The organism is Acidipropionibacterium thoenii DSM 20276 (genome assembly GCF_000423445.1).
GTDB classification, from domain to species: Bacteria; Actinomycetota; Actinomycetes; order Propionibacteriales; family Propionibacteriaceae; genus Acidipropionibacterium; species Acidipropionibacterium thoenii.
Map to the genome: position 1 here is coordinate 103511 of NZ_AUHZ01000009.1, position 19871 is coordinate 123381.

General features: G+C 68.8%; 16 protein-coding genes and 1 tRNA gene. 14 read left to right on the forward strand and 3 right to left on the reverse strand.

Annotated features, from left to right (window positions below; genetic code table 11):
• Positions 1 to 29 precede the first annotated feature (29 nt).
• The 3 genes from fmt to rpe are packed head-to-tail and all read left to right on the forward strand — an operon-like array spanning position 30 to position 3095.
• Positions 30 to 956 carry a methionyl-tRNA formyltransferase gene (gene fmt, locus G554_RS0104110; protein WP_027586920.1) on the forward strand — a complete coding sequence of 309 codons (927 nt, stop codon included), beginning with the start codon at positions 30 to 32 and terminating at the stop codon, positions 954 to 956.
• Between the two features lie 2 nt (positions 957 to 958).
• On the forward strand, positions 959 to 2398 hold the full coding sequence (locus G554_RS14565) for an RsmB/NOP family class I SAM-dependent RNA methyltransferase (RefSeq protein ID WP_084648300.1): 1440 nt from the start codon (positions 959 to 961) through the stop codon (positions 2396 to 2398).
• Positions 2399 to 2432: 34 nt separating this feature from the next.
• Positions 2433 to 3095 (forward strand): ribulose-phosphate 3-epimerase, encoded by a 663-nt coding sequence (gene rpe / locus G554_RS0104120; protein ID WP_027586921.1) that lies wholly within the window; start codon positions 2433 to 2435, stop codon positions 3093 to 3095.
• A 31-nt stretch (positions 3096 to 3126) separates the two neighbouring features.
• On the opposite strand, the gene G554_RS0104125 is transcribed toward rpe, so the two are convergent.
• Positions 3127 to 3945: a proteasome assembly chaperone family protein gene (locus G554_RS0104125; protein ID WP_036924507.1), complete on the reverse strand. Its 819-nt coding sequence runs from the start codon at positions 3943 to 3945 to the stop codon at positions 3127 to 3129.
• A 68-nt stretch (positions 3946 to 4013) separates the two neighbouring features.
• Between G554_RS0104125 and metH the strand changes: the two genes are divergently transcribed.
• Both metH and G554_RS0104135 read left to right on the forward strand, forming a co-directional pair.
• Positions 4014 to 7583, forward strand: coding sequence for a methionine synthase (gene metH / locus G554_RS0104130; protein ID WP_027586923.1), 3570 nt, complete (start codon positions 4014 to 4016; stop codon positions 7581 to 7583).
• 40 nt (positions 7584 to 7623) lie between these two features.
• Entirely contained in the window at positions 7624 to 9222 is a 1599-nt protein-coding gene (locus G554_RS0104135; RefSeq protein WP_027586924.1) for an HAD-IA family hydrolase, read from the forward strand.
• Between the two features lie 28 nt (positions 9223 to 9250).
• Here G554_RS0104135 and G554_RS0104140 read toward each other — a convergent pair whose 3' ends face one another.
• A complete protein-coding gene (locus tag G554_RS0104140) occupies positions 9251 to 9658 on the reverse strand; it encodes a DUF3054 domain-containing protein (RefSeq protein WP_036924510.1) in 408 nt (135 codons plus the stop codon).
• Between the two features lie 168 nt (positions 9659 to 9826).
• On the opposite strand from G554_RS0104140, the gene prcB reads away from it, so the two are divergent.
• The 9 genes from prcB to G554_RS0104185 all read left to right on the forward strand — a co-directional run bounded on the left by prcB (position 9827) and on the right by G554_RS0104185 (position 18696).
• Entirely contained in the window at positions 9827 to 10645 is an 819-nt protein-coding gene (gene prcB, locus G554_RS0104145; protein WP_051232400.1) for a proteasome subunit beta, read from the forward strand.
• Positions 10646 to 10717: 72 nt separating this feature from the next.
• Complete coding sequence (gene prcA, locus G554_RS0104150; RefSeq protein WP_027586927.1) at positions 10718 to 11404, forward strand: proteasome subunit alpha; 687 nt, start codon at positions 10718 to 10720, stop codon at positions 11402 to 11404.
• Complete coding sequence (locus G554_RS0104155) at positions 11401 to 12495, forward strand: prephenate dehydrogenase (RefSeq protein WP_051232403.1); 1095 nt, start codon at positions 11401 to 11403, stop codon at positions 12493 to 12495. Before prcA ends, G554_RS0104155 begins: the two co-directional genes overlap by 4 nt.
• Positions 12496 to 12640: 145 nt before the next feature.
• Complete coding sequence (gene cmk, locus G554_RS0104160) at positions 12641 to 13369, forward strand: (d)CMP kinase (RefSeq protein ID WP_084648301.1); 729 nt, start codon at positions 12641 to 12643, stop codon at positions 13367 to 13369.
• Positions 13362 to 14723 carry a ribosome biogenesis GTPase Der gene (der, locus tag G554_RS0104165; RefSeq protein WP_027586930.1) on the forward strand — a complete coding sequence of 454 codons (1362 nt, stop codon included), beginning with the start codon at positions 13362 to 13364 and terminating at the stop codon, positions 14721 to 14723. Before cmk ends, der begins: the two co-directional genes overlap by 8 nt.
• Before the next feature lie 127 nt (positions 14724 to 14850).
• Positions 14851 to 17127 carry an RNA polymerase recycling motor ATPase HelR gene (helR, locus tag G554_RS0104170; protein WP_245569935.1) on the forward strand — a complete coding sequence of 759 codons (2277 nt, stop codon included), beginning with the start codon at positions 14851 to 14853 and terminating at the stop codon, positions 17125 to 17127.
• Positions 17128 to 17215: 88 nt separating this feature from the next.
• The gene (locus tag G554_RS0104175) at positions 17216 to 17641 is read left to right on the forward strand and encodes an OsmC family peroxiredoxin (protein WP_027586932.1); all 426 of its coding nucleotides are present in this window, start codon (positions 17216 to 17218) and stop codon (positions 17639 to 17641) included.
• Positions 17642 to 17729: 88 nt separating this feature from the next.
• Positions 17730 to 18512, forward strand: coding sequence for an NUDIX domain-containing protein (locus G554_RS0104180; protein ID WP_027586933.1), 783 nt, complete (start codon positions 17730 to 17732; stop codon positions 18510 to 18512).
• A 110-nt stretch (positions 18513 to 18622) separates the two neighbouring features.
• Positions 18623 to 18696, forward strand: a tRNA-Pro gene (locus G554_RS0104185).
• Between the two features lie 816 nt (positions 18697 to 19512).
• On the opposite strand, the gene G554_RS14575 is transcribed toward G554_RS0104185, so the two are convergent.
• A partial coding sequence (locus G554_RS14575) for an integrase core domain-containing protein (protein WP_036924514.1) occupies positions 19513 to 19871 on the reverse strand: 359 nt, incomplete at its 5' end.

Here is a 19871-nt window from a genome sequence, read left to right on the forward strand (position 1 = left end):
CCCGCTGCAGGCCCCGATAAGGTGGAACGGTGAGAATCCTGTTCGCCGGCACCCCCGCAATCGCATGCCCCACCCTGGCGGTTCTGGACGAGGACCCCGACCACGAGGTGGTGGCCGCCCTGACCCGGCCCGACGCCGCCCAGGGTCGCCATCGCACCCCCAGACCCTCACCGGTCGCCGTGGAGGCGAGCCAGCGCAGGATCCCCGTTCTCAAGGCCCGCTCGCTGCGATCGGGCCAGGCCAGAGAGGTCATCTCGGCGATGGACGTCGACGTCGCCGTGGTCGTGGCCTACGGTGCCCTCATCCCCGCCGACCTGCTGGAGCGGCCCAGGCACGGTTGGATCAACCTGCACTTCTCGGTACTTCCGCGGTGGCGCGGCGCCGCCCCCGTGCAGCGGGCGGTGATGGCCGGGGACACCACCACCGGCGCCACCGTCTTCCGACTCGTCGAACAGCTGGATGCCGGACCGGTCTACAACACCCGCAGCTATCCGATCCGTGACACCGACACTTCCGGAACCCTCTTGCGACGGCTCGCGGAGCAGACCACCGACATGGTGACCGCGGCACTGCGAGACATCGCCGAGGGGATCGAACCGACCCCTCAGCCGCTCGCCGGGATCACCACTGCACCCAAGATCACCCCCGACGACACCCGCCTGGACCCGTCCTGGTCGGCCTCCGACGTCGACCACCTGGTGCGTGGCAGCTCACCGGCCCCCGGTGCTTGGGGGGAGCTGGCCGGTGAGCGATTCAAGGTGCTTCTCACCCGGATATGGCACGCCGACGAGGGGCTGGCCCCCGGCGAGCTCAAGGCCACCAAGAAGCACCTGCTGATGGGCACCGGCCAGGGCACCGTCGAGCTGGTCACCGTTCAGGCCTTCGGCAAGAGGGCGATGTCGGGTGCCGACTGGGCACGCGGCGCCCAGCCCGCCGTCGGCGCCACCCTGGAGTGAACGTGCCAGATCCCCAGCACGGCGACCACCAGCACGAACGCTCCCGCCAAGGACGCCGGAACGGCCCCCGCCGAGGTCGGTCCGGTGGACCGCGCAGACCCCCGCGCCCCGCTGATCCGGCCCGCACCGCCGCCTTCCGGGCTCTGATGGCCGTCGAGTCCGAGGGGGCCTACGCGAACCTGGCGCTGTCCGAGGCCCTCTCCCATGCTCAGCTCAGCCCTCGCGACGCCGCCTTCGCGACCGTGCTCGTCGATGGCACCGCGCGGGGCCAGGGCAGCTGGGACGCCATCCTGGAGGCAGCCTCCGGGCGCCGCCCCCAGGACCTTCAGCCCGCCGTCCGGGTGGTGCTGAGAATGGCCTGCCAGCAGATCCTGGCGACCCGGGTTCCTCTTCGGGCAGCCGTCGACTCCTCGGTGAACCTGGCCCGCCGGCAGATCGGCGAACGGGTCACCGGCCTGGTCAACGCGGTCTCCCGCAGGATCGGCCGACGCGATCTGCCAGGCTGGGCGGGGGAGTTGGCCACCGGTGACGAACTGACCGATCTGGCTCTGCTGAGCTGTCACCCGCGTTGGATCACCGCAGAGTTCGTCCAGCGCCTGGGCATCGAGGAGGCCGCCCGGGCCCTGGAGGCCGACAATCTGGCACCGGTGCCGACCCTGGTGGTACGCCCGGGCCTGGCCGAACTCTCCGAGCTCCTCGAGTGCGGGGCCACCGGCTGTCTCTACTCGCCCTACGGAGCCACCCGGCCCGGCAACCCCGCCGACGTCCCGGCGGTCGCCCAGGGCCGCGCCGGCGTCCAGGACGAGGGCAGCCAGCTGGTCTCGCTGGCCCTGGCGCGAACCGCACAGGCCGCCGGCACCTCCGGCCCCTGGCTGGATCTGTGCGCCGGACCCGGTGGCAAGGCTGCCCTGCTCGCCGGGATGGCCGCCAGCGATCGGCGGCTGCTGGTGGCCGCCGAACTCCACCCGCACCGGGCAGCGATGGTCCGCGAGGCGCTGGCCCCGATCCCCGGCGACCACCAGGTCCTCACCGCCGATGGACGGCGTCCGCCCTGGCGCCCTGGCAGCTTCGCCGCGGTGATGGCCGACGTGCCGTGTTCCGGACTGGGGTCGTTGAGACGCCGCCCGGAATCGCGCTGGCGACGTGCCGCCGGTGACATCACCGACCTGCAGACCCTCCAGAAGGAGCTGCTGGCAGCCGCCGTGGACTCCGCCATGCCCGGCGGGACAGTCGGTTACGTCACCTGCTCCCCGGTGGTCTCCGAGACCCTCGACGTCATCGCCTGGGCCCTGGCGAACCTCGAGGTGGATCTGCTGGACACCCCCGCGGCACTGCCCGAGGTGACCGGCGCCGCGACCGGCCCACAACTGCGATGCCTCCAGCTGTGGCCTCACCGGCATGGCACCGATGCGATGTTCTGCGCCCTGCTGCGCCGGCGCTGAGGGATCGGATTCGGTGGCCCGATAGGCTGACGGCATGACCGCCAGAATCACCCCGAGCATTCTCAACGCCGATTTCGCGAGGATGGGTGAGGAGGTCACTGCGATCCCCTCGGCCGATGGCATCCACATCGACGTGATGGACTACCACTTCGTGCCCAATCTCACGATGGGACTGCCGATGGTGCAGTCCCTGCGCAAGGTCACCACGACCCCCTTCGACATCCACCTGATGATCAGTGATCCCGACACCTGGGCACCCAGCTACGTGGAGGCCGGCGCCGAGTCGGTGACTTTCCATCTGGAGGCCGCCAAGGCTCCGGTCCGGCTGGCCCGGGAGATCCGTGGCATGGGGGCGCGGCCCGCGGTGGCCCTCAAGCCCGCCACCCCGGTCGAGCAGCTGGCCGATATCCTCACCGAGTTCGATCAGATCCTCATCATGACCGTGGAGCCAGGTTTCGGCGGCCAGTCATTCCTGGACGTCGTGCTGCCCAAGATCCGGCGCACCCGTCAGCTGATCGACGCCACCGGGGCCGACATCTGGCTGCAGATCGATGGCGGGGTCTCGGTCGAGACCATCGGCAGGGCGGCCGAGGCCGGCGCGGACACCTTCGTGGCGGGCTCGGCGGTCTACTCCTCCGATGATCCCGATGCCATGGTGCGTGAGCTGCGGATGCTCGCCGAGCAGCGCCAGCACTGAGCCGGCCAGGACGCCGCCGCAGGTCAGGAGGTCAGGAGCGGTGCCGCAGGTAGTGCTGGAACTCCATCGCGATCACGTCGCCGGTGATGCCCTCGGGAAGCTCGGCATCACGCTGGCGCTCCAGGGCGTGGACGTAGTCGCTGAGAGTGTCATTGTCGGTGACCATCTGATCGGCGTCGCTGACCCACTTCTGGCGGCTCTCGACCAGGTCCTCCTGGGGCACCGACATCCCGGTCAGCTCCTCGACCCTCACCAGCAGGCTCTGGACGGCCGGCGGGCACGGCGGCTCGTAGGCATACTCGGGGACATTGGCCCACAGTCCCACGGCGTTCATGCCCCGGTCGGCGGCCAGACTCACCAGCACCCCGGGAATCCCGGTCGGGCCGGTGTAGTCCATCCCCTCCAGTCCCAGCTGCTCGGCGAGATCGTGGTGGGACGCCGATCCGGAGACCGGCAGCTGTCGGGTGTGGGGAACATCGGCGACCATCCCGCCGAGCACCACGATGCCGACCGGGTCCAGTCGGGTGAGGGTGTCGAGCAGTTCGCGGCAGTATGACCGCCAACGCATGTCGGGTTCGGGACCGGTGACCACCACGACCGTGCGACCCTCGGACTGACCCTTCCAGATGGTGGTGGCCGGCCAGGTGATCAGCTCGATCCCCTCCATCGCCGCGACCACCGGCCGGGTGTCCTGAAAGTTGTAGTAGTCCTCGGAGTCCAGAACCCGCCACTCCGTGGCGTCAGTGTGGCGGATGACACGGGCCGCCGTCTCGGAGGCTGCGCCTCCTGCGTCATTCCATCCCGTGTATCCGACGATCACCCAGGGACGATCACTACTGTGCCGGGCCATGGCGCAAGAGTAGTCCAGTCGGCGGCGCAATCCCCGTTCTGTCGTCCGCAAGCCCTAGGCTGGAGCCCATGACTTCGGCTCTTCGCTCCGCCCTGGGATCTCGGCTCCTCATCCTGGACGGCGCGATGGGCACCATGCTGCAGGCCGCCGATCTCTCCAATGACGACTTCGCCGGCCTCGACGGGTGCAATGAGATTCTCAATGTGACTAGGCCTGATGTCATTCGTGACATCCATGACCGATATCTGGCCGCCGGGGCCGATCTCATCGAGACCAATACCTTCGGGGCCAACCTGTCAGCCCTGGGCGAGTACGACATCTCCGATCGCGCCGTGGAACTCGCCGCCGCTGCCACCGGGATGGCCCGCGGTTGCGCCGATGCCGCGTCCACTCCCGATCGACCCCGCTTCGTGGTCGGCTCGATCGGGCCGGGGACCAAACTGCCCACCCTGGGCCACATCGGCTTCGCCGCCATCCGCGATGTCTACCAGCAGGTCATCGAGGCGATGATCGACCAGGGTGCCGACGCCGTCCAGATCGAGACCTGCCAGGACCTGCTCCAGGCCAAGGCTGCCGTGATCGCTGCCCACCGGGCCGCTGCCGCCCGCGGGGTGGACCTGCCGGTGATGGTCGACATCACCGTGGAGACCACCGGCACCATGCTGCTGGGATCGGAGACCGCTGCGGCGCTGACCGTGCTGGAACCGCTGGGAATCGATGCCATCGGGATGAACTGCGCCACCGGTCCGGCCGAGATGGCCGAGCATCTGCGCACTCTGTCGCGCGGTGCGCGGATCCCGGTCACCTGCATGCCCAATGCCGGGCTGCCCGTGATCAGCGGTGAGGGGGCCCGTTACCCGCTCGGCCCCAAGGACCTCACCGAGGCGCTGTCGGACTACTCCCAGCGATTCGGCCTGTCGGTGGTGGGAGGTTGCTGCGGCACCACCCCCGAGCACATCGCGATGATCGCCCAGACCCTGTCCGGGCGTCCGGTGGCCGAACGCCATCCGGTCCACGTCGACGCCGTGGCCAGCCTCTACTCCGAGGTCCCGTTGTCCCAGGACACCGCCTATCTGGCGATCGGGGAGCGCACCAATGCCAACGGATCCAAGGCCTTCCGCGAGGCGATGCTGGCCGAGAACTGGGAGGAGTGCATCGACATCGCCAAGGCCCAGACCCGCGACGGGGCCCACCTGCTGGACCTGTGCGTCGACTACGTGGGACGCGACGGAGCCTCCGACATGGCCACCCTGGCTGCCAGGATGTCGACCGCGGTGACCCTTCCGGTGGTGCTGGACTCCACCGAACCCGATGTGCTGCGCGCCGGCCTGGAGCACCTGGCCGGGCGCTGCATCATCAACTCGGTCAACTACGAGGACGGTGACGGACCGGACTCGCGGTTCCGAAAGGTGATGCCTTTGGTGCGCGAGTACGGCACCGGGGTGGTGGCGCTGACCATCGATGAGGAGGGCCAGGCCCGTACCAAGGACTGGAAACTGCGGGTGGCCTCGCGACTCATCGACGACCTGACAGCGAACTGGGGGATGGCAGTGGGCGACATCCTGGTCGACTGCCTCACCTTCCCGATCGCCACCGGTCAGCAGGAGACCCGCCGTGACGGGGTCGAGACCATCGAGGCGATCCGAGAGCTCAAGGCGCGCTACCCAGGGGTGCGGACCACCCTGGGGGTCTCCAACATCTCCTTCGGGCTCAACCCGGCGGCCCGGATCGTGCTCAACTCGGTATTCCTGCACGAGGCGGTGGAAGCCGGGCTGGACTCGGCCATCGTGCACGCCGCCAAGATCCTGCCGATCGACCGGATCCCGGAGGAGCAGCGCGAGGTCGCCCTGGACCTGGTCTGGGACCGCCGCGGCACCGACGCGCCGGCTCCCCGCGGAGCCGAGAGTTACGATCCGCTGACCCGTTTCCTGGAGCTCTTCGAAGGGGTGACGACGGCCTCCATGAAGGCCGAGAGGGAGGCGGAACTGGCCGCTCTTCCGCTGCTGGAGCGGCTCAAGCAGCGGATCATCGACGGCAACGCCAAGGGCCTGGTCGAGGATCTCGACGAGGCGATGGAGCAGAAGGCTGCTCTCGACATCGTCAACGAGGACCTGCTGGCGGGCATGCAGGTGGTCGGCGAGCTGTTCGGCTCGGGGCGGATGCAGCTGCCCTTCGTGCTGCAGTCGGCCGAGGTGATGAAGGCCGCGGTGGCACATCTGGAGCCGCACATGGAGAAGACCGACGCCGGCGGCAAGGGCACCCTGGTGCTGGCCACCGTCAAGGGCGATGTCCACGACATCGGAAAGAACCTGGTCGACATCATCGTCTCCAACAACGGCTACTCGGTGGTCAATCTGGGCATCAAACAGCCGGCCCAGGCGATCATCCGGGCCGCCGAGGACAATGACGCCGATGCCATCGGGATGTCCGGCCTGCTGGTGAAATCCACCATGGTGATGCGCGACAACCTGCTGGAGCTCAATCACGAGGGGCTGGCCCGCAAGTATCCGGTGATGCTGGGGGGCGCGGCGTTGACCCGCTCCTACGTCGAGCACGACCTCAACGAGATGTTCGACGGCGAGGTCCGTTACGCCAAGGACGCCTTCGAGGGGTTGCGGCTGATGGATGCCGTGATGGCCGTCAAGCACGGGGTGCCCGGCGCCGCACTGCCAGCCATCCGGGCCCGGCGGGTCGCGGTGCGCCCGGCCAGGGCGGCCGCGACCGAGGGGTCCGGTGCAAGTGGGGGAGCAGCCGCTCCGGACGCTCGGGAGGCGGTGCCGGCCCCCGATGTCCGTGCCGATGTCGCCCGGCCCACCCCGGCCGGCGGCGTCGATGTCCCGGCCCCGCCGTTCTGGGGGTCCCGCGTCACCAAGGGGATCGCGCTGGGGGACATCACCGCCTGGCTCGACGAGAGGGCCACCTTCATGGGCCGCTGGGGGCTCAAGGGCAGCCGTTCCGACGGGTCCTACGAGAAGGTGGTCAACGAGGTCGGCCGGCCGCGGTTGCGGATGCTGCTGGACAAGATCCGCGCCGAGAACCTCGGCCAGTTCGCGGTGGTGCACGGCTACTGGCCGGTGGTCGCCGAGGGCCGTCGCCTCATCGTGCTGGATCCGGCCGACACCTCCCACGAGCTCACCCGCTTCGAGTTCCCCCGCCAGCAGGGTGGACGCCGGCTGTGCCTGGCCGATTTCTTCCGCGACGCCGGAGAGGCCGCCGAGCTGGGCCCCGACATCATCGCCTTCCAGCTGGTGACGATGGGCCAACAGATCTCCAAGGCCACCAATGAGCTCTTCGAGGCCAACGCCTACCGGGAGTACCTGGAGCTGCACGGACTGTCGGTGCAGCTGGCCGAGGCACTGGCCGAGATGTGGCATCACCGGATCCGCCAGGAGCTCGGTATCGCCGCCGACCCGGAGGACATCGCCGCCGCCATCGACCACCAGACCTACCGCGGCTGTCGCTACAGCTTCGGCTACGCGGCCTGCCCCGATCTGGAGGATCGCGCCAAGGTCGCCGCCCTGCTGGAACCCTCACGGATCGGCGTCGAGTTGTCCGAGGAGTTCCAGCTGCACCCAGAGCAGTCCACCGACGCATTCGTCGTCCACCATCCGGAGGCCAGCTATTTCAACGCCAAATGAGACGCCGACAACGGTGCCGTCCACTCCCGGGAAACCCGAGATGCTGACCCCGGCAGCTGTGCTGTGGGATCTGGACGGGACTCTCGTCAACACCGAGCCGCGCTGGATCGAGGCCGAGATCCAGATCGCCACATCACACGGCCTGGCATGGACGGAGGAGGACTCCCTGGCCTTCGTCGGCACCCCGATGACTCCGACGTGCACCGCGATCAGCGAGGGTCTGGGCGGGGACCCGGACCCCAACCAGATCGCCGCCCTGCTGGTGGCCCAGGTGCGCCAGTACCACCAGCAACGGGAGGTGCCCTGGTGCCCGGGCTCCTACGACCTGCTGAAGCAGGTGCGGGCCGCCGGAATCCCGTGCGCCCTGGTGACCAACTCCACGCGCTCGGTCATCGAACCGATTCTCGAGCACTTCGAGGAGGGCCTGTTCTCCTCGATCGTCTGCTTCGACGACCTTCCCGAGGGCCACAGCAAACCGGCACCCGACCCCTACCTCAGGGCCGCCGCAGAGCTGGGGGTCGACGCCGCCGACTGCCTGGTGATCGAGGACTCGCCCTCAGGAGCCCAGGCAGGTCATGCCGCCGGCGCCCGGGTCCTGACCCTGGATGGTCTGGCCACCCCGCCGCCGGGACCCAACCGTGTCCATCGCCACGACCTGAAGGGCCTCCAGCTCGCCGACCTGGTCAAGCTGTGGCACCTGGCCGGCCAGCCCGCCGCTCCGATGTCTGCCGGTGGTGGTGGAGTGCTGCGGCCCGGCGAGAGGGTCACGCTGACCGATTCCAAGGGACGCCGCCACTCCATCGTGCTGGCCGAGGGCGGGATCTTCCACACCACCAAAGGGATGGTGCGCCACGACGATCTGATCGGTTCACCCCAGGCAGTGGTGGTGACCTCTGCGGGCGGGATGGACTTCCTGGCGATGCGTCCCATCCTCAGCGAGTTCACCGTGACGATGCCCCGGGAGGCGGCCATCATCTACCCCAAGGAGTCGGCGCAGATCCTGATGATGGCCGACATCTTCCCCGGCGCGCGAGTGCTGGAGGCCGGGGTCGGCTCGGGCGGCCTGTCGATCCCGCTGCTGCGAGCCATCGGGCCGACCGGCCGACTCACCTCCTACGAGAGGCGTCCGGAGTTCGCCGAGGTGGCCCGTTCCAATGTCGTCACCTTCTACGGATCCGAGCCGGCCTGCTGGAACCTGAGACTGGCCGACCTGGCCACCGACATCTCCGCCGAACCGATCGATCGGGCCGTGCTGGACATGCTGGCCCCCTGGGAGTGCGTCCAGGCCGTGGGTCGGGTGCTGGTGCCCGGCGGCGTGCTGTGCTGTTACGTCGCCACCACTACCCAGATGGGTCGGGTGATGGACACCCTGCGCGCCGAGGGTGGCTGGACCGAGCCGAGCGCCACTGAGACCACCATCCGCGACTGGCATGCCGAGGGGCTGTCGATCCGCCCCTCGCACGGGTCCACCGGGCACACCGGGTTCCTGGTGATCGCACGGCGGCTGGCCCCGGGAGTGCTGGCGCCGATGCGCAAACGCCGACCGGCCCCGGGGGCTTACGGGCCCGATTACCACGGCCCCCGGCCGCTCAACATCACCGAGCACGACCAGTGGCGCCCCGCCAAGGAGGAGCGCTGAGGCGGGCTGCTGATCCGACCTCGCTGCGTCAGGACTGTCTGGACGGCGTCCTGGCCGCCCGGAATCTGCGGATGAGGCCGGCGACGATCCGCCAGCCGATCAGCTCCACTGTCAGGAAGATCCCGGCGACGATGATGAAGGAGACCGCGATCCCCTGACCGGTGAGATGGCGGATCACCATCCCCAGCACCAGGGTGGCGCCCCACACCACCAGTCCGGCCGGCCAGCCCGAGGCGACCAACCGCACCGCCACCACGATGATCCAGCCCACCACCAGCCCCACCGCGAAGGGCACCACGGTGCGCAGCAGCCCACCCGGGCTGAGGTTCTCGTGATGGGACAACCGCCCGATGATCCCGAAGATCACGACCGCCAGGATGTCCATCACCACCACCAGGCGGACCTGGCCTGAGGCCGTTCCATCACTGTGGCTCATCAGGGCCCCCTTGCCTGTCATGGGATAGCGAGGACTGGCCCGACAACGGGCAAGCCGCGAGCCCGACGATACCGCTGCGGGCGTCGGGAGTTCCGGTTGGCTACTCTTGGGGCGGGATGCTGCGGCCACCCGGCCGTGCCGGCGTCTGCGATGAACGCGAGGAGGACGATGATCCAGCCGTGGGGAACGATGCTTCCGGCGCCCTTCCTGGCGGCCGGTAATGACTCCTTCGCAGAGTTCACCCGAACCGTCGCCCCAGATCTGCTTCCGCCCACCACGCTGGACACCAGCATGCCTGAGCTGCTGCGTCACGGCACCACCGTCGTCGCCCTCAAGTACTCCTCGGGAGTGGTGGTGGCCGGTGACAGGAGGGCCACGATGGGCACCCTGATCGTCCAGCACGACATCGAGAAGGTCTTCGGTGCCGATGACACCTCGGTGATCGGGGTGGCCGGTGCCGCCGGGCTGGCGATCGAGTTGGTCCGGCTGTTCCAGACCGAGCTGGAGCACTACGAGAAGATCGAGGGACGTGCGCTGAGTCTGGAGGGCAGAGCAGCACGGCTGTCCATCCTGGTGCGCTCCAACCTGGCGATGGCAGTCCAGGGGATCGCCGTCATCCCGGTCTTCGCCGGATGGGACGCCGTCCATCATCGCGGGCGGATCTTCTCCTATGACGGCACCGGCGGGCGTTACGAGGAGTACGCCTTCTCCACCGCCGGCTCCGGCGACATCTTCGCCAAGGCCACCCTCAAGCAACTCCACCGCCTCGACATGGACCGCGATGAGGCGGTCCAGCTGGCGGTGCGTGCGATCTACGACGCATCCGATGACGATGCCGCAACCGCCGGCCCGGACCTGGACCGGGGAATCTACCCGGTGGTCCTGATCGCCGATGAGGACGGCGTCACGAAGATCTCCACCGAGAATGTCGCCCTGGTTGCCAAACGCATCCTCGACGAGGTCACCCGGTCCAACGAGAGTGCCTGAGCCGGCGGTGCCACCATCCGGACCATCGATCAGCCGCAACCGGCACCAGGCTCCCCGAGAGGAACAATCAGCATGACCACGCCCGCCTACGTCTCACCCGATCAGTGGATGAGTGACCGGGCCGACTATGCCCGCCGTGGTATCGAGGATGAGCATGCCGTCGTGGTGGCCCGGTACGCCGATGGGATCTGCATGGTGGCCCTCAACCCGTCAAGAACCCTGCACCGTACCTCCGAGATCCACGACCGGATCGGGTTCGCGTCGGTGGGCCGATTCGACGAGTCCGAACAGCTGAGGGTGGCCGGCATCCGACTGGCCGATCTGCGCGGCTATGCCTACGACCGCCTCGACGTCACCGGACTGTCGCTGGCCACCACCTACGCCCAGGTGATCGGAGGTGCCTTCGCGACGATGGGCCAGAAGCCCTATGAGGTGGAGCTGGCGGTCGCCGAGCTGGGCCTGGTCCGAAGCCAGGACCGGATATTCAAGATCAGCTGGGACGGTTCCATCACGGAGGGGACCGCGCCGATGGTGCTGGGGCCGATGAGCCCTGACCGTCGGGAGACCGTCGAGGAGTTCCTCATCGATACCACGCCACTCGATGACGCCGTGCGCTGCGCAGCCGCGGCCCTCACCGCCTCCTCGGAGCCGGTACCCGACCAGCTCGAGGTCTCCATCCTCGACCCGCGCACCGGTGGTCGGCGGACCTTCCGCAGGTTGGCCGCAGATCGGGTCCGCACCTTCTGGGACGCGGCATGAGCCCGCTGCCGGTCGCCGACCCCGACGACATCGCAGACCTGTCCCCGGTGCTGATCGTGGGCACCGGGCTGATCGGGGCCTCCATCGGATGCGCCCTGACCAGTCAGGGGGTCGAGGTGCATCTGTGGGATCTCGACCCGGCCAATGGGATGGTGGCCGCCGGGCGCGGAGCCGGGATCCTGGGACCGCGGGATCCCCGCGACTACCGACTCGTGGTGGTGGCCACGCCGCCGGCCGCGGTGGCCGCCACGGTCGCGGAGAGGTCGCGCTGGCACCGCAATGCGGTGATCACCGACACCGCATCGGTGAAGTCGGCGGTCCTCGCCGAGCTGCAGGGCAGGGGTCTGGACCTGTCGCGATATGTCAGCTCCCACCCGATGTCGGGAACCCAGTACGACGGACCGATGACGGCAGTCCCCGAACTCTTCGTCGACCGCACCTGGGTGCTCACCCCTCGCCCGGAGAATCCCCCACAGGCCGTGGAACGGGTCCGCCGGTTGGCGGTGGTCTGCGGCGCCAGGACCGTCACCCTGGACACCCTCGAGCACGACACCGCGGTGGCCGAGGTCTCCCATCTGCCGCAGCTGATGAGCATCCTCACCGGGGCGAACCTGCGCCACGCCGATTCCAGCCACCTGACGCTGGCCGGCGGGGGGATCCGCGACGTCACCCGGATCGCCCAGTCCCAGACCGGCATGTGGCGCCAGATCATCTCCGCCAACCGGTCCGCGGTCCGCCGGCAGCTCGACCGGGTCCGCGAGGACCTCGACACCCTGATCGGGGCCCTCGACGATCCCGACGAGCTGGAGGCCTTCCTCGAGATGGGCCGGAGCGGTGCCCGGTTGCTGGGCGGCAAGCACGGCCGCGAGCTCTCGAAGACCACCACTGTGGTGGTGGAGATCCCCGACCGCCCCGGCGCCCTGGCCCGGCTGTTCTCCGACATCGGCCGACTCGGGGTCAATATCGAGGATCTGTCGGTGGAGCACGACCAGGCCCGCGACTCCGGCTTCCTGTCGATCGAGGTTGATCCGGCGAGGGCCGACGACCTGAGAGCCTGGATGCGCGAGCACGACTGGGGGCTGCGTTCATGAGTCGCCTGCTCTCACTCGCCGCCGGCCCGACCCCGCCCAGTCCCGACGGTCCAGGTACCGGCTGACCTCCGTCGGCTCACCCGCCAGCTGTTCCGCACCTGCTGTTCGTCCCCCATTCCCAATCTCGACACCCATTGGAGCCCGCATGACCTCCGCCCCATCCGCCGATCCGTCTCCCGCCGCCGCGGAGAGTCACGACGAGCTGGTGATCGCCGTCGACGGGCCGAGCGGCTCGGGGAAGTCCTCGACCTCCCGGGCGGTGGCCCAGCGGCTGGGGCTGGCCTACCTGGACACTGGATCGATGTACCGGGCGGTGACCTGCGCGGTGGCCAACCGCGGCATCGACCCGGTGACCGATCCTGGCGCTGTGATCGATCTGGTGCGCGATGCCGATCTGGAACTGAGCACGGTTCCCGGCGTCGAGAAGGTGGTCATCGACGGACAGGATGTCACCGAGCAGATCCGCGAACCCGCCACCAGCGCCGCCGTCTCCGCGGTGGCCACCATTCAGCCGGTCCGCGACCTGCTCACCGACCGGATGCGCCGGATCGTGGCCGCACACGGCCACCGGATGGTGGTGGAGGGCCGCGACATCACCACCGTGGTGTGCCCCGATGCCCAGCTGAGGGTGCTGCTGGTCGCCGACCCGGCGGTACGGGTGGCCCGGCGCAGCGCCGAGCTCGAGGCGACCGTCGATGTGCGTGAGGTCACCGACCTGGTGATCCGCCGCGACCGCGACGACTCGACGGTCTCCTCCTTCCAGGCTCCGGCTCCCGGGGTCACCATGATCGACTCCACCGCACTGACACTCGACCAGGTCGTTGATACGGTCGTGTCTCTGGTGAACAACCTTGCAAAGGATACGAATGACTGAGACGACACCTCCTGAAGAGGGCTTCGAGGAGGCACTGCCCAAGCCGGTGGTGGCCGTCGTCGGCCGCCCCAATGTCGGCAAGTCGACTCTGGTCAACCGCATTCTGGGACGCCGCGAGGCCGTCGTCCAGGACATTCCAGGGGTGACCCGCGACCGGGTCTCCTATGACGCCGAGTGGGCCGGTCACGAGTTCGTGCTGGTCGATACCGGTGGCTGGGCCTCGGATGCCAGGGGAATGGCGGCCAGGATCGCCGAGCAGGCCGAGCTGGCGATCTCCACCGCTGACGTCGTGCTGCTGGTGGTCGATGCCACCATCGGCACCACAGACGAGGACGAGGCGGTGGTCCGGGTGCTGCGCAGGGCCAACAAGCCGGTGGTACTGGCCGCCAACAAGGTCGACGACCAGCGCAGCGAGGCCAGCGCGGCGACCATGTGGAACCTGGGGCTGGGGGAACCCTGGCCGGTCTCGGCGATGCACGGGCGCGGTTCCGGCGACATGTTGGACGCCCTGGTGGCCGTGCTGCCGCAGCGGACCGAGCTGGTCGAGGAGGTGGGCGGCCCACGCCGGGTGGCGATCGTCGGCAAGCCGAATGTCGGGAAGTCCTCGCTGCTGAACAGGCTGGCGCGGGCCGACCGTTCGGTGGTCTCCGATGTCTCCGGGACCACCGTCGACCCGGTCGACGAGCTGGTCAGCGTCGGACGCACCGTGTACCGGTTCATCGACACCGCCGGGCTGCGCAAGCGTGTCAACGAGGCCTCCGGCCACGAGTACTACGCCTCGCTGCGCACCCAGACGGCGATCGAGCGGGCCGAGGTCTGCGTCGTCGTCATCGATGCCGCCGAGTCGATCAGCGACCAGGACCTGCGGATCCTCACGATGGTGGAGGAGGCCGGCAGGGCGCTGGTGATCGCCTACAACAAATGGGATCTCACCGATGAGGAGCGCCGCCGCTACCTGGAGAGAGAGATCGAGCGCGACGTCCAGGCATTCGGCTGGGCACCCAGGGTCAACATCTCGGCGCTGTCCGGGCGAAATGTCGAGCGTCTCGGATCGGCCATCGAGGCGGCACTGGAGGGTTGGCAGACCCGGGTGTCCACCGGCAAGTTCAACGCCTTCCTCGGCAAACTGGCAGCGGCCCATCCACACCCGGTCCGCGGCGGAAAGCAGCCCCGGATCCTGTTCGGCACCCAGGCCCACAGCTGCCCGCCGACCTTCGTGCTGTTCACCTCGGGTGTGATGGATCAGGGGTACGTGAGATTCATCGAACGGCGTCTGCGCGAGGACTTCGGCTTCGTCGGGACGCCGGTCAAGGTCGAGGTGCGCCCCCGCGAGAAGCGCGGCAAGAAGCGCTGAGCCCCCGGCTCGACCACATCCCTGGAGGGAGTCGGCGCCTTCGCCACTTCCAACTTATAGGCCATAGGGGGTCTTGCCGCAAGGGCCCCGGTCGGGCGCAGAATTGCCGTCCTCCATCTGACAGGACATGGTGCCAATGCTCCCGACCAGCCCCGACTCACCCTCCCCGCAGAGCCCCTCCGGCCCGATCCACTTACACCCCACAGCCTCCTCGGCTCTCTCCTCCTCACTCATCGAGCTGACCGGGGCCGCGGCGTGGAAGTCGGATCCCGAACTGCTCGGTCCTGACCCCGAGCGGCTGGCAACAGTGGCTGAGCGGCTTCACACTCGTCTGACCGAGCTGCACGAGGAGCTCCGCCACCTGCGCAGAGCCCCCGGCGGACGCGGCCGAGCAGCCCTGGACCGCGATCAGTCGATCCATCGGCTGACCCGTCAGACCGGCGTCCTGGAGCGATTCAGCACCGACCTCGTGCTGGGCCGGATGGTCTTCGCGGGCCGTCGTGAGCCGATCTATGTCGGGCGCATCGGGCTGTCCGACGCCGAGGGCCGCCGCCTTCTGATCGACTGGCGGGCCCCTGCCGCTGAACCCTTCTTCGCCGCCACCCACGCCGACCCGATGGGGCTGGTCAGCCGGCGCCGCTACCAGTGGGTCGATGGGCGACTGCGCGACTACTGGGACGAGGTCTTCGACGCCACCGCGGCCGGCGCAGCAGCCCTGGACGACCAGTCCTCCTTCATCGCCAGCCTCGGCCGGGCCAGAACTGCGCAGATGCGCGACGTGCTGTCCACCATCGCCGCCGACCAGGACGCCGTCATCCGAGCAGACTCCCATGGCGCCCTGGTGGTCGAGGGCGGTCCGGGCACCGGCAAGACGGTGGTGGCCCTGCACCGGGCGGCCTACCTGCTCTACGCCGATCCGCGACTGGACGGACGGGCCGGCGGGGTGCTGCTGGTCGGCCCGCACGACTCCTACCTGAGCTATGTGGCCGATGTGCTGCCCAGCCTGGGGGAGGACGGGGTGCACTGCGCGACTTTGGCCGAGATGGTCCCCGAGGGCCGGGAGGCGGTTGCCGAGGCCGACCCAGTGGTGGCCCGGCTGAAGGCCTCGGCCCGGATGGTGAAGGCGGTCGAACCGGCGGTGGCGCTCTACGAGGAGGTGCCTGACGCGACCACTGTCGTCGAGACACCCTGGGTTGATCTGGAACTGACCCCCGACGACTGGGCGGAGGCGTTCTCGGCGCCGCCGCCGGGCACACCTCACAACGAGGCCCGGGAGCTGATCTGGGAGGAGCTGGTCGCCATCCTGGTCGACAAGGCCGATCCAGCGCAGCTGCCGGTCGATCTGCTCGGCGCCGCGCTGGAGACGAACGACGACCTGCGCCGAGTCTTCTCCCGGACCTGGCCGATCCTGGATCCGACCCAGACCGTCGCAGACCTGTGGTCGGTGCGGGCCTATCTCAGACGCTGCGCCCCCTGGCTGTCGCAGGCCGCGCTGACCGCCCTGCACCGCAGCGAGGCATCCCCCTGGACCGACGCGGACCTACCCCTGCTGGACGCCGCACGGATGCGGATCGGCGATCCCCAGGCTGGAAGCAGGCGCCGTCAGCGTCGACGGGTGCTGGCCGACCAGCGCAGCTACATGGACGATCTGGTCGACAACATCCTTGATACCGACGACGATCCTGACAGTTCCTTCGCGATGCTGCGCGGCGAGGACATGCGTCGGGCTCTGCTCGACGAGGATGCCGCTCCGCAGCCGGACCGCGAGCCGCTCGCCGGCCCCTTCTCCCACGTCATCGTCGACGAGGCCCAGGAGCTCACCGACGCCCAGTGGCAGATGCTCATCCGACGCTGCCCCTCGCGCAGTTTCACCATCGTTGGCGACCGCGCCCAGGCCAGGTCCGGCTTCGAGGGAAGCTGGCCAGCCAGGCTCGAGGCGCTGGGGTTCAACGAGGTCGCAGTGCGCAGCCTGGGGATCAACTACCGCACGCCGGCCCAGGTGATGGCGGAGGCGGGCCCGGTCATCCTGGCCGAGGTGCCCGACGCCGTGGTGCCCACCTCGATCCGGACCGGCGTCGAACCGGTGATCCATGGTGATGCCGGGGACCTGGAGCATCTCCTCGACCGCTGGCTGGCGGCCCATCCGGAAGGTACTGCGTGCGTCATCGGCGTCGGGTCCGCGATCGGAGGTGCCGGCGCCGGGGAGGGGCCGTCGACCCTCCTGCAGCCGGCTCGCGGCGAGCGGCACAGGGTCAGATTCCTCGACCCGGTGGCAGTCAAGGGGCTGGAGTTCGACCTGGTGGTGCTGGTCCACCCGGCGGCACTGGGCCAGGGCAGGCGAGGTGCGGTGGACCGGTACGTCTCGATGACCAGAACCACCTCCCAACTGATCATCCTGGACTAGTGCGCACCGAGGAGGGCCTGGGTTGCGGACCCCGCCCGCGGTAGCGTCGACGATGTCCGCGCATCGTCTGCACGACTAGGAGAGCATCATGCCCAAGCCCACCGTGAGCACCGCACATACCGTCTGGAACGGCACCCTGTTCGAGGGATCGGGCCAGACCAGCCTGGACACTTCCGGGGTCGCCACCTTCGACGTCAACTGGGGCAAGCGTGCCGAGTCCGGGCTCGGAACCACCAATCCCGAGGAGCTCCTGGCCGCATCCCTGGCCACCTGCTACACCATGGCGCTGAGCAATGCGCTGGCCGAGGACGGTCACGACCCGGTCTCCATCGACACCCGCGCCGGTGTCACCTTCGTCGCAGGTGAGGGGGTCACCCAAATCAACCTCGCGGTCACCGGCGATGTCCCGGGGCTGGACGCGGCCGGATTCAAGGAGAAGGCCGAGTGGGCCAAGGACAACTGCCCGATCTCGCAGGCCCTCAAGGCAGTGCCGAAGACCCTGACCGTCGGGTGAGCAGGGGCCGCGTCGGAGGCCCGGAGGGCCTCGATCGCAGCAACCGGCCGGTAACCTCGCCGCCGCCGAACCGTGGGAGGGTGGAAAGGTGAGAATCGTTCCGCCCGCCCCGGGTTCCCCTCGTCGCCCGACCGGTCCCAAGGATCCCGGAGACGCCTGGGTGGTGACCGACTCGGGAGAGCGGTACTGGGGGGTCTTCGGAGCCGCAGGACTGCTGGCGGTGGACCCGGACCGAGGAGTGCTGCTCCAGCACAGGGTTGGTTGGAGTCATTTCGGAGGTACCTGGGGGATTCCCGGCGGGGCCCTGCACCAGGGAGAGACCGCTCTGGACGGCGCACTGCGGGAGTCGGCGGAGGAGGCCGCGGTGCCGCGCCAGGATCTGAGAGTGCGCTGCCTCAGTGTCCTCGACAAGCAGGTCTGGCGCTACACCACCCTGGTGGCCGATGTGGTGACTCCTTTCGAACCGGCCATCGGTGATCAGGAGAGCCTGGAACTGCGCTGGGTTCGGATCGACGAGCTGGACGGTTACGACCTCCATCCGGGTTTCGGCAGATCGTGGCCGGTGCTGCGGCAGCTGCTGGACGTCCGTCCCGTGCTGGTCCTCGACACCTCGAGCGTGCCCGATCCCCACGCCGCAGAGATGGTGGCCCAGCGCGGTATCCCCGGGGTGGAGCTGGGGCTCCAGGCCACTACATGGTTTCCCGAGGTGGTCAGTGCGGCCGGCCCTCGCGAGGCGGTCGAGGTCACGCTCGCACTGGCTGCCTCCAGCCCCTACGTGACTCTGGTGGGTGATGACCTGGCGTCGACCGACCAGCTCGTCGACGCCGGTGCGCGGGTCAGGCCGGGGGAGTGGCTCACCGGCATGATCTGAGGCTCGGATCCTCCGGGCGCTGCCCCTCATCCGCGGTCGCACGGTGTCGCTGTTTGTGGCCCTCGGCCGCAATGGGATAGTGTTTCTTCTCGGTCCGCGAAGCGGGCCATCGGGCTGTGGCGCAGTTTGGTAGCGCACCTGACTGGGGGTCAGGGGGTCGCAGGTTCAAATCCTGTCAGCCCGACGTTGTGATGTCTCAGGACATTCCGGACGGCCGGACCTACGTTTTTGTAGGTCCGGCTTTCTGTTTCCTGGGTGTGGGTCCGGGTGGTCGTCCGGTGGGTAGGTAGTCCTTCGTGGGGTCGAGGACGAGCTCGCCGAGGAGCTCGCGCGGGGTTTCGCAAGTGGTGGCCTCGTTGAGCCGGTGGGCTCGGAGGTGAGTCAGGACCAGTGGGTCAAGTATGAGTTCGACGCGCAGGTGTCCCGGACCGGGAGCTCGTACACCGCCGTGGCCGTCGAGCTAGCTGTCGTCGACGCGGAAATGCTGCTCGGGCATGCGCTGGTCAAGTGTCCTTTGTTTCGTTCGAAGGCTCACGGAGGAGAACCGAAATATGCCCGATCGACATGCACCGCGACTGGTTCGGGGTCGATCCCATTTGCCGCATCCTCCGTACGACAAAATGTGGGGGCTCCTCACCTTCCGCCGATACCGCGCCGCGAAACGCCGACCTGCGTCGAACTGTGCCCTCACAGAGGCCACACCCATGTCCGAGACCGTTCACAACCCGTCATCCTCAGCTACGAGTCGGGGCTGATCAGCCCGGGGCGCCGTGAGTCCTCGCGGTGACCGAGTTCCGTATGGCCATAGCCGTCATCCCGTGATGGTGGCACTGGCAGATCGGGAGGTCACCAGGAGTCTGTACTCACGGTCTGGTCGCCTTTCCGTCGAGCCAGAGGGTGTCTGACTCGTCTCGGTGCGACCCGGTGCTGCCGACGTGCTTGCTGTCGATCTGCGGCCCCTTCCTGATGACGTGGACCAGCGCCATGCCGTGGCCACGTCCTAGTTGTACTTCCCCGTGACGTTGTGAACGCGGGCTGAGGGGGTCTGGCCGCCGATCCCGGTGTGGGGTCTGTGGTGATTGTAGTGATGGAGCCAGGTCTCGTAGGCTGCGGCGCGCTCGGCTTCGCTGGCGTAGGGCTTCGCGTAGGCCCACTCGACGGCGAGGGTGCGGTTGAACCGCTCGACCTTGCCGTTGGTCTGCGGCCGGTATGGCCGGGTCCACTTGTGCTTCACATGGTCGCCGAGCGCGTCAGCGAAGGCGCCTGACCGGTAGCAGGAACCGTTGTCGGTCATCACCGCGGTGACTGTGACGCCCAGGCCTGTGAAGAACGCGTTCGCGCGGGTCCAGAACCCCGCTG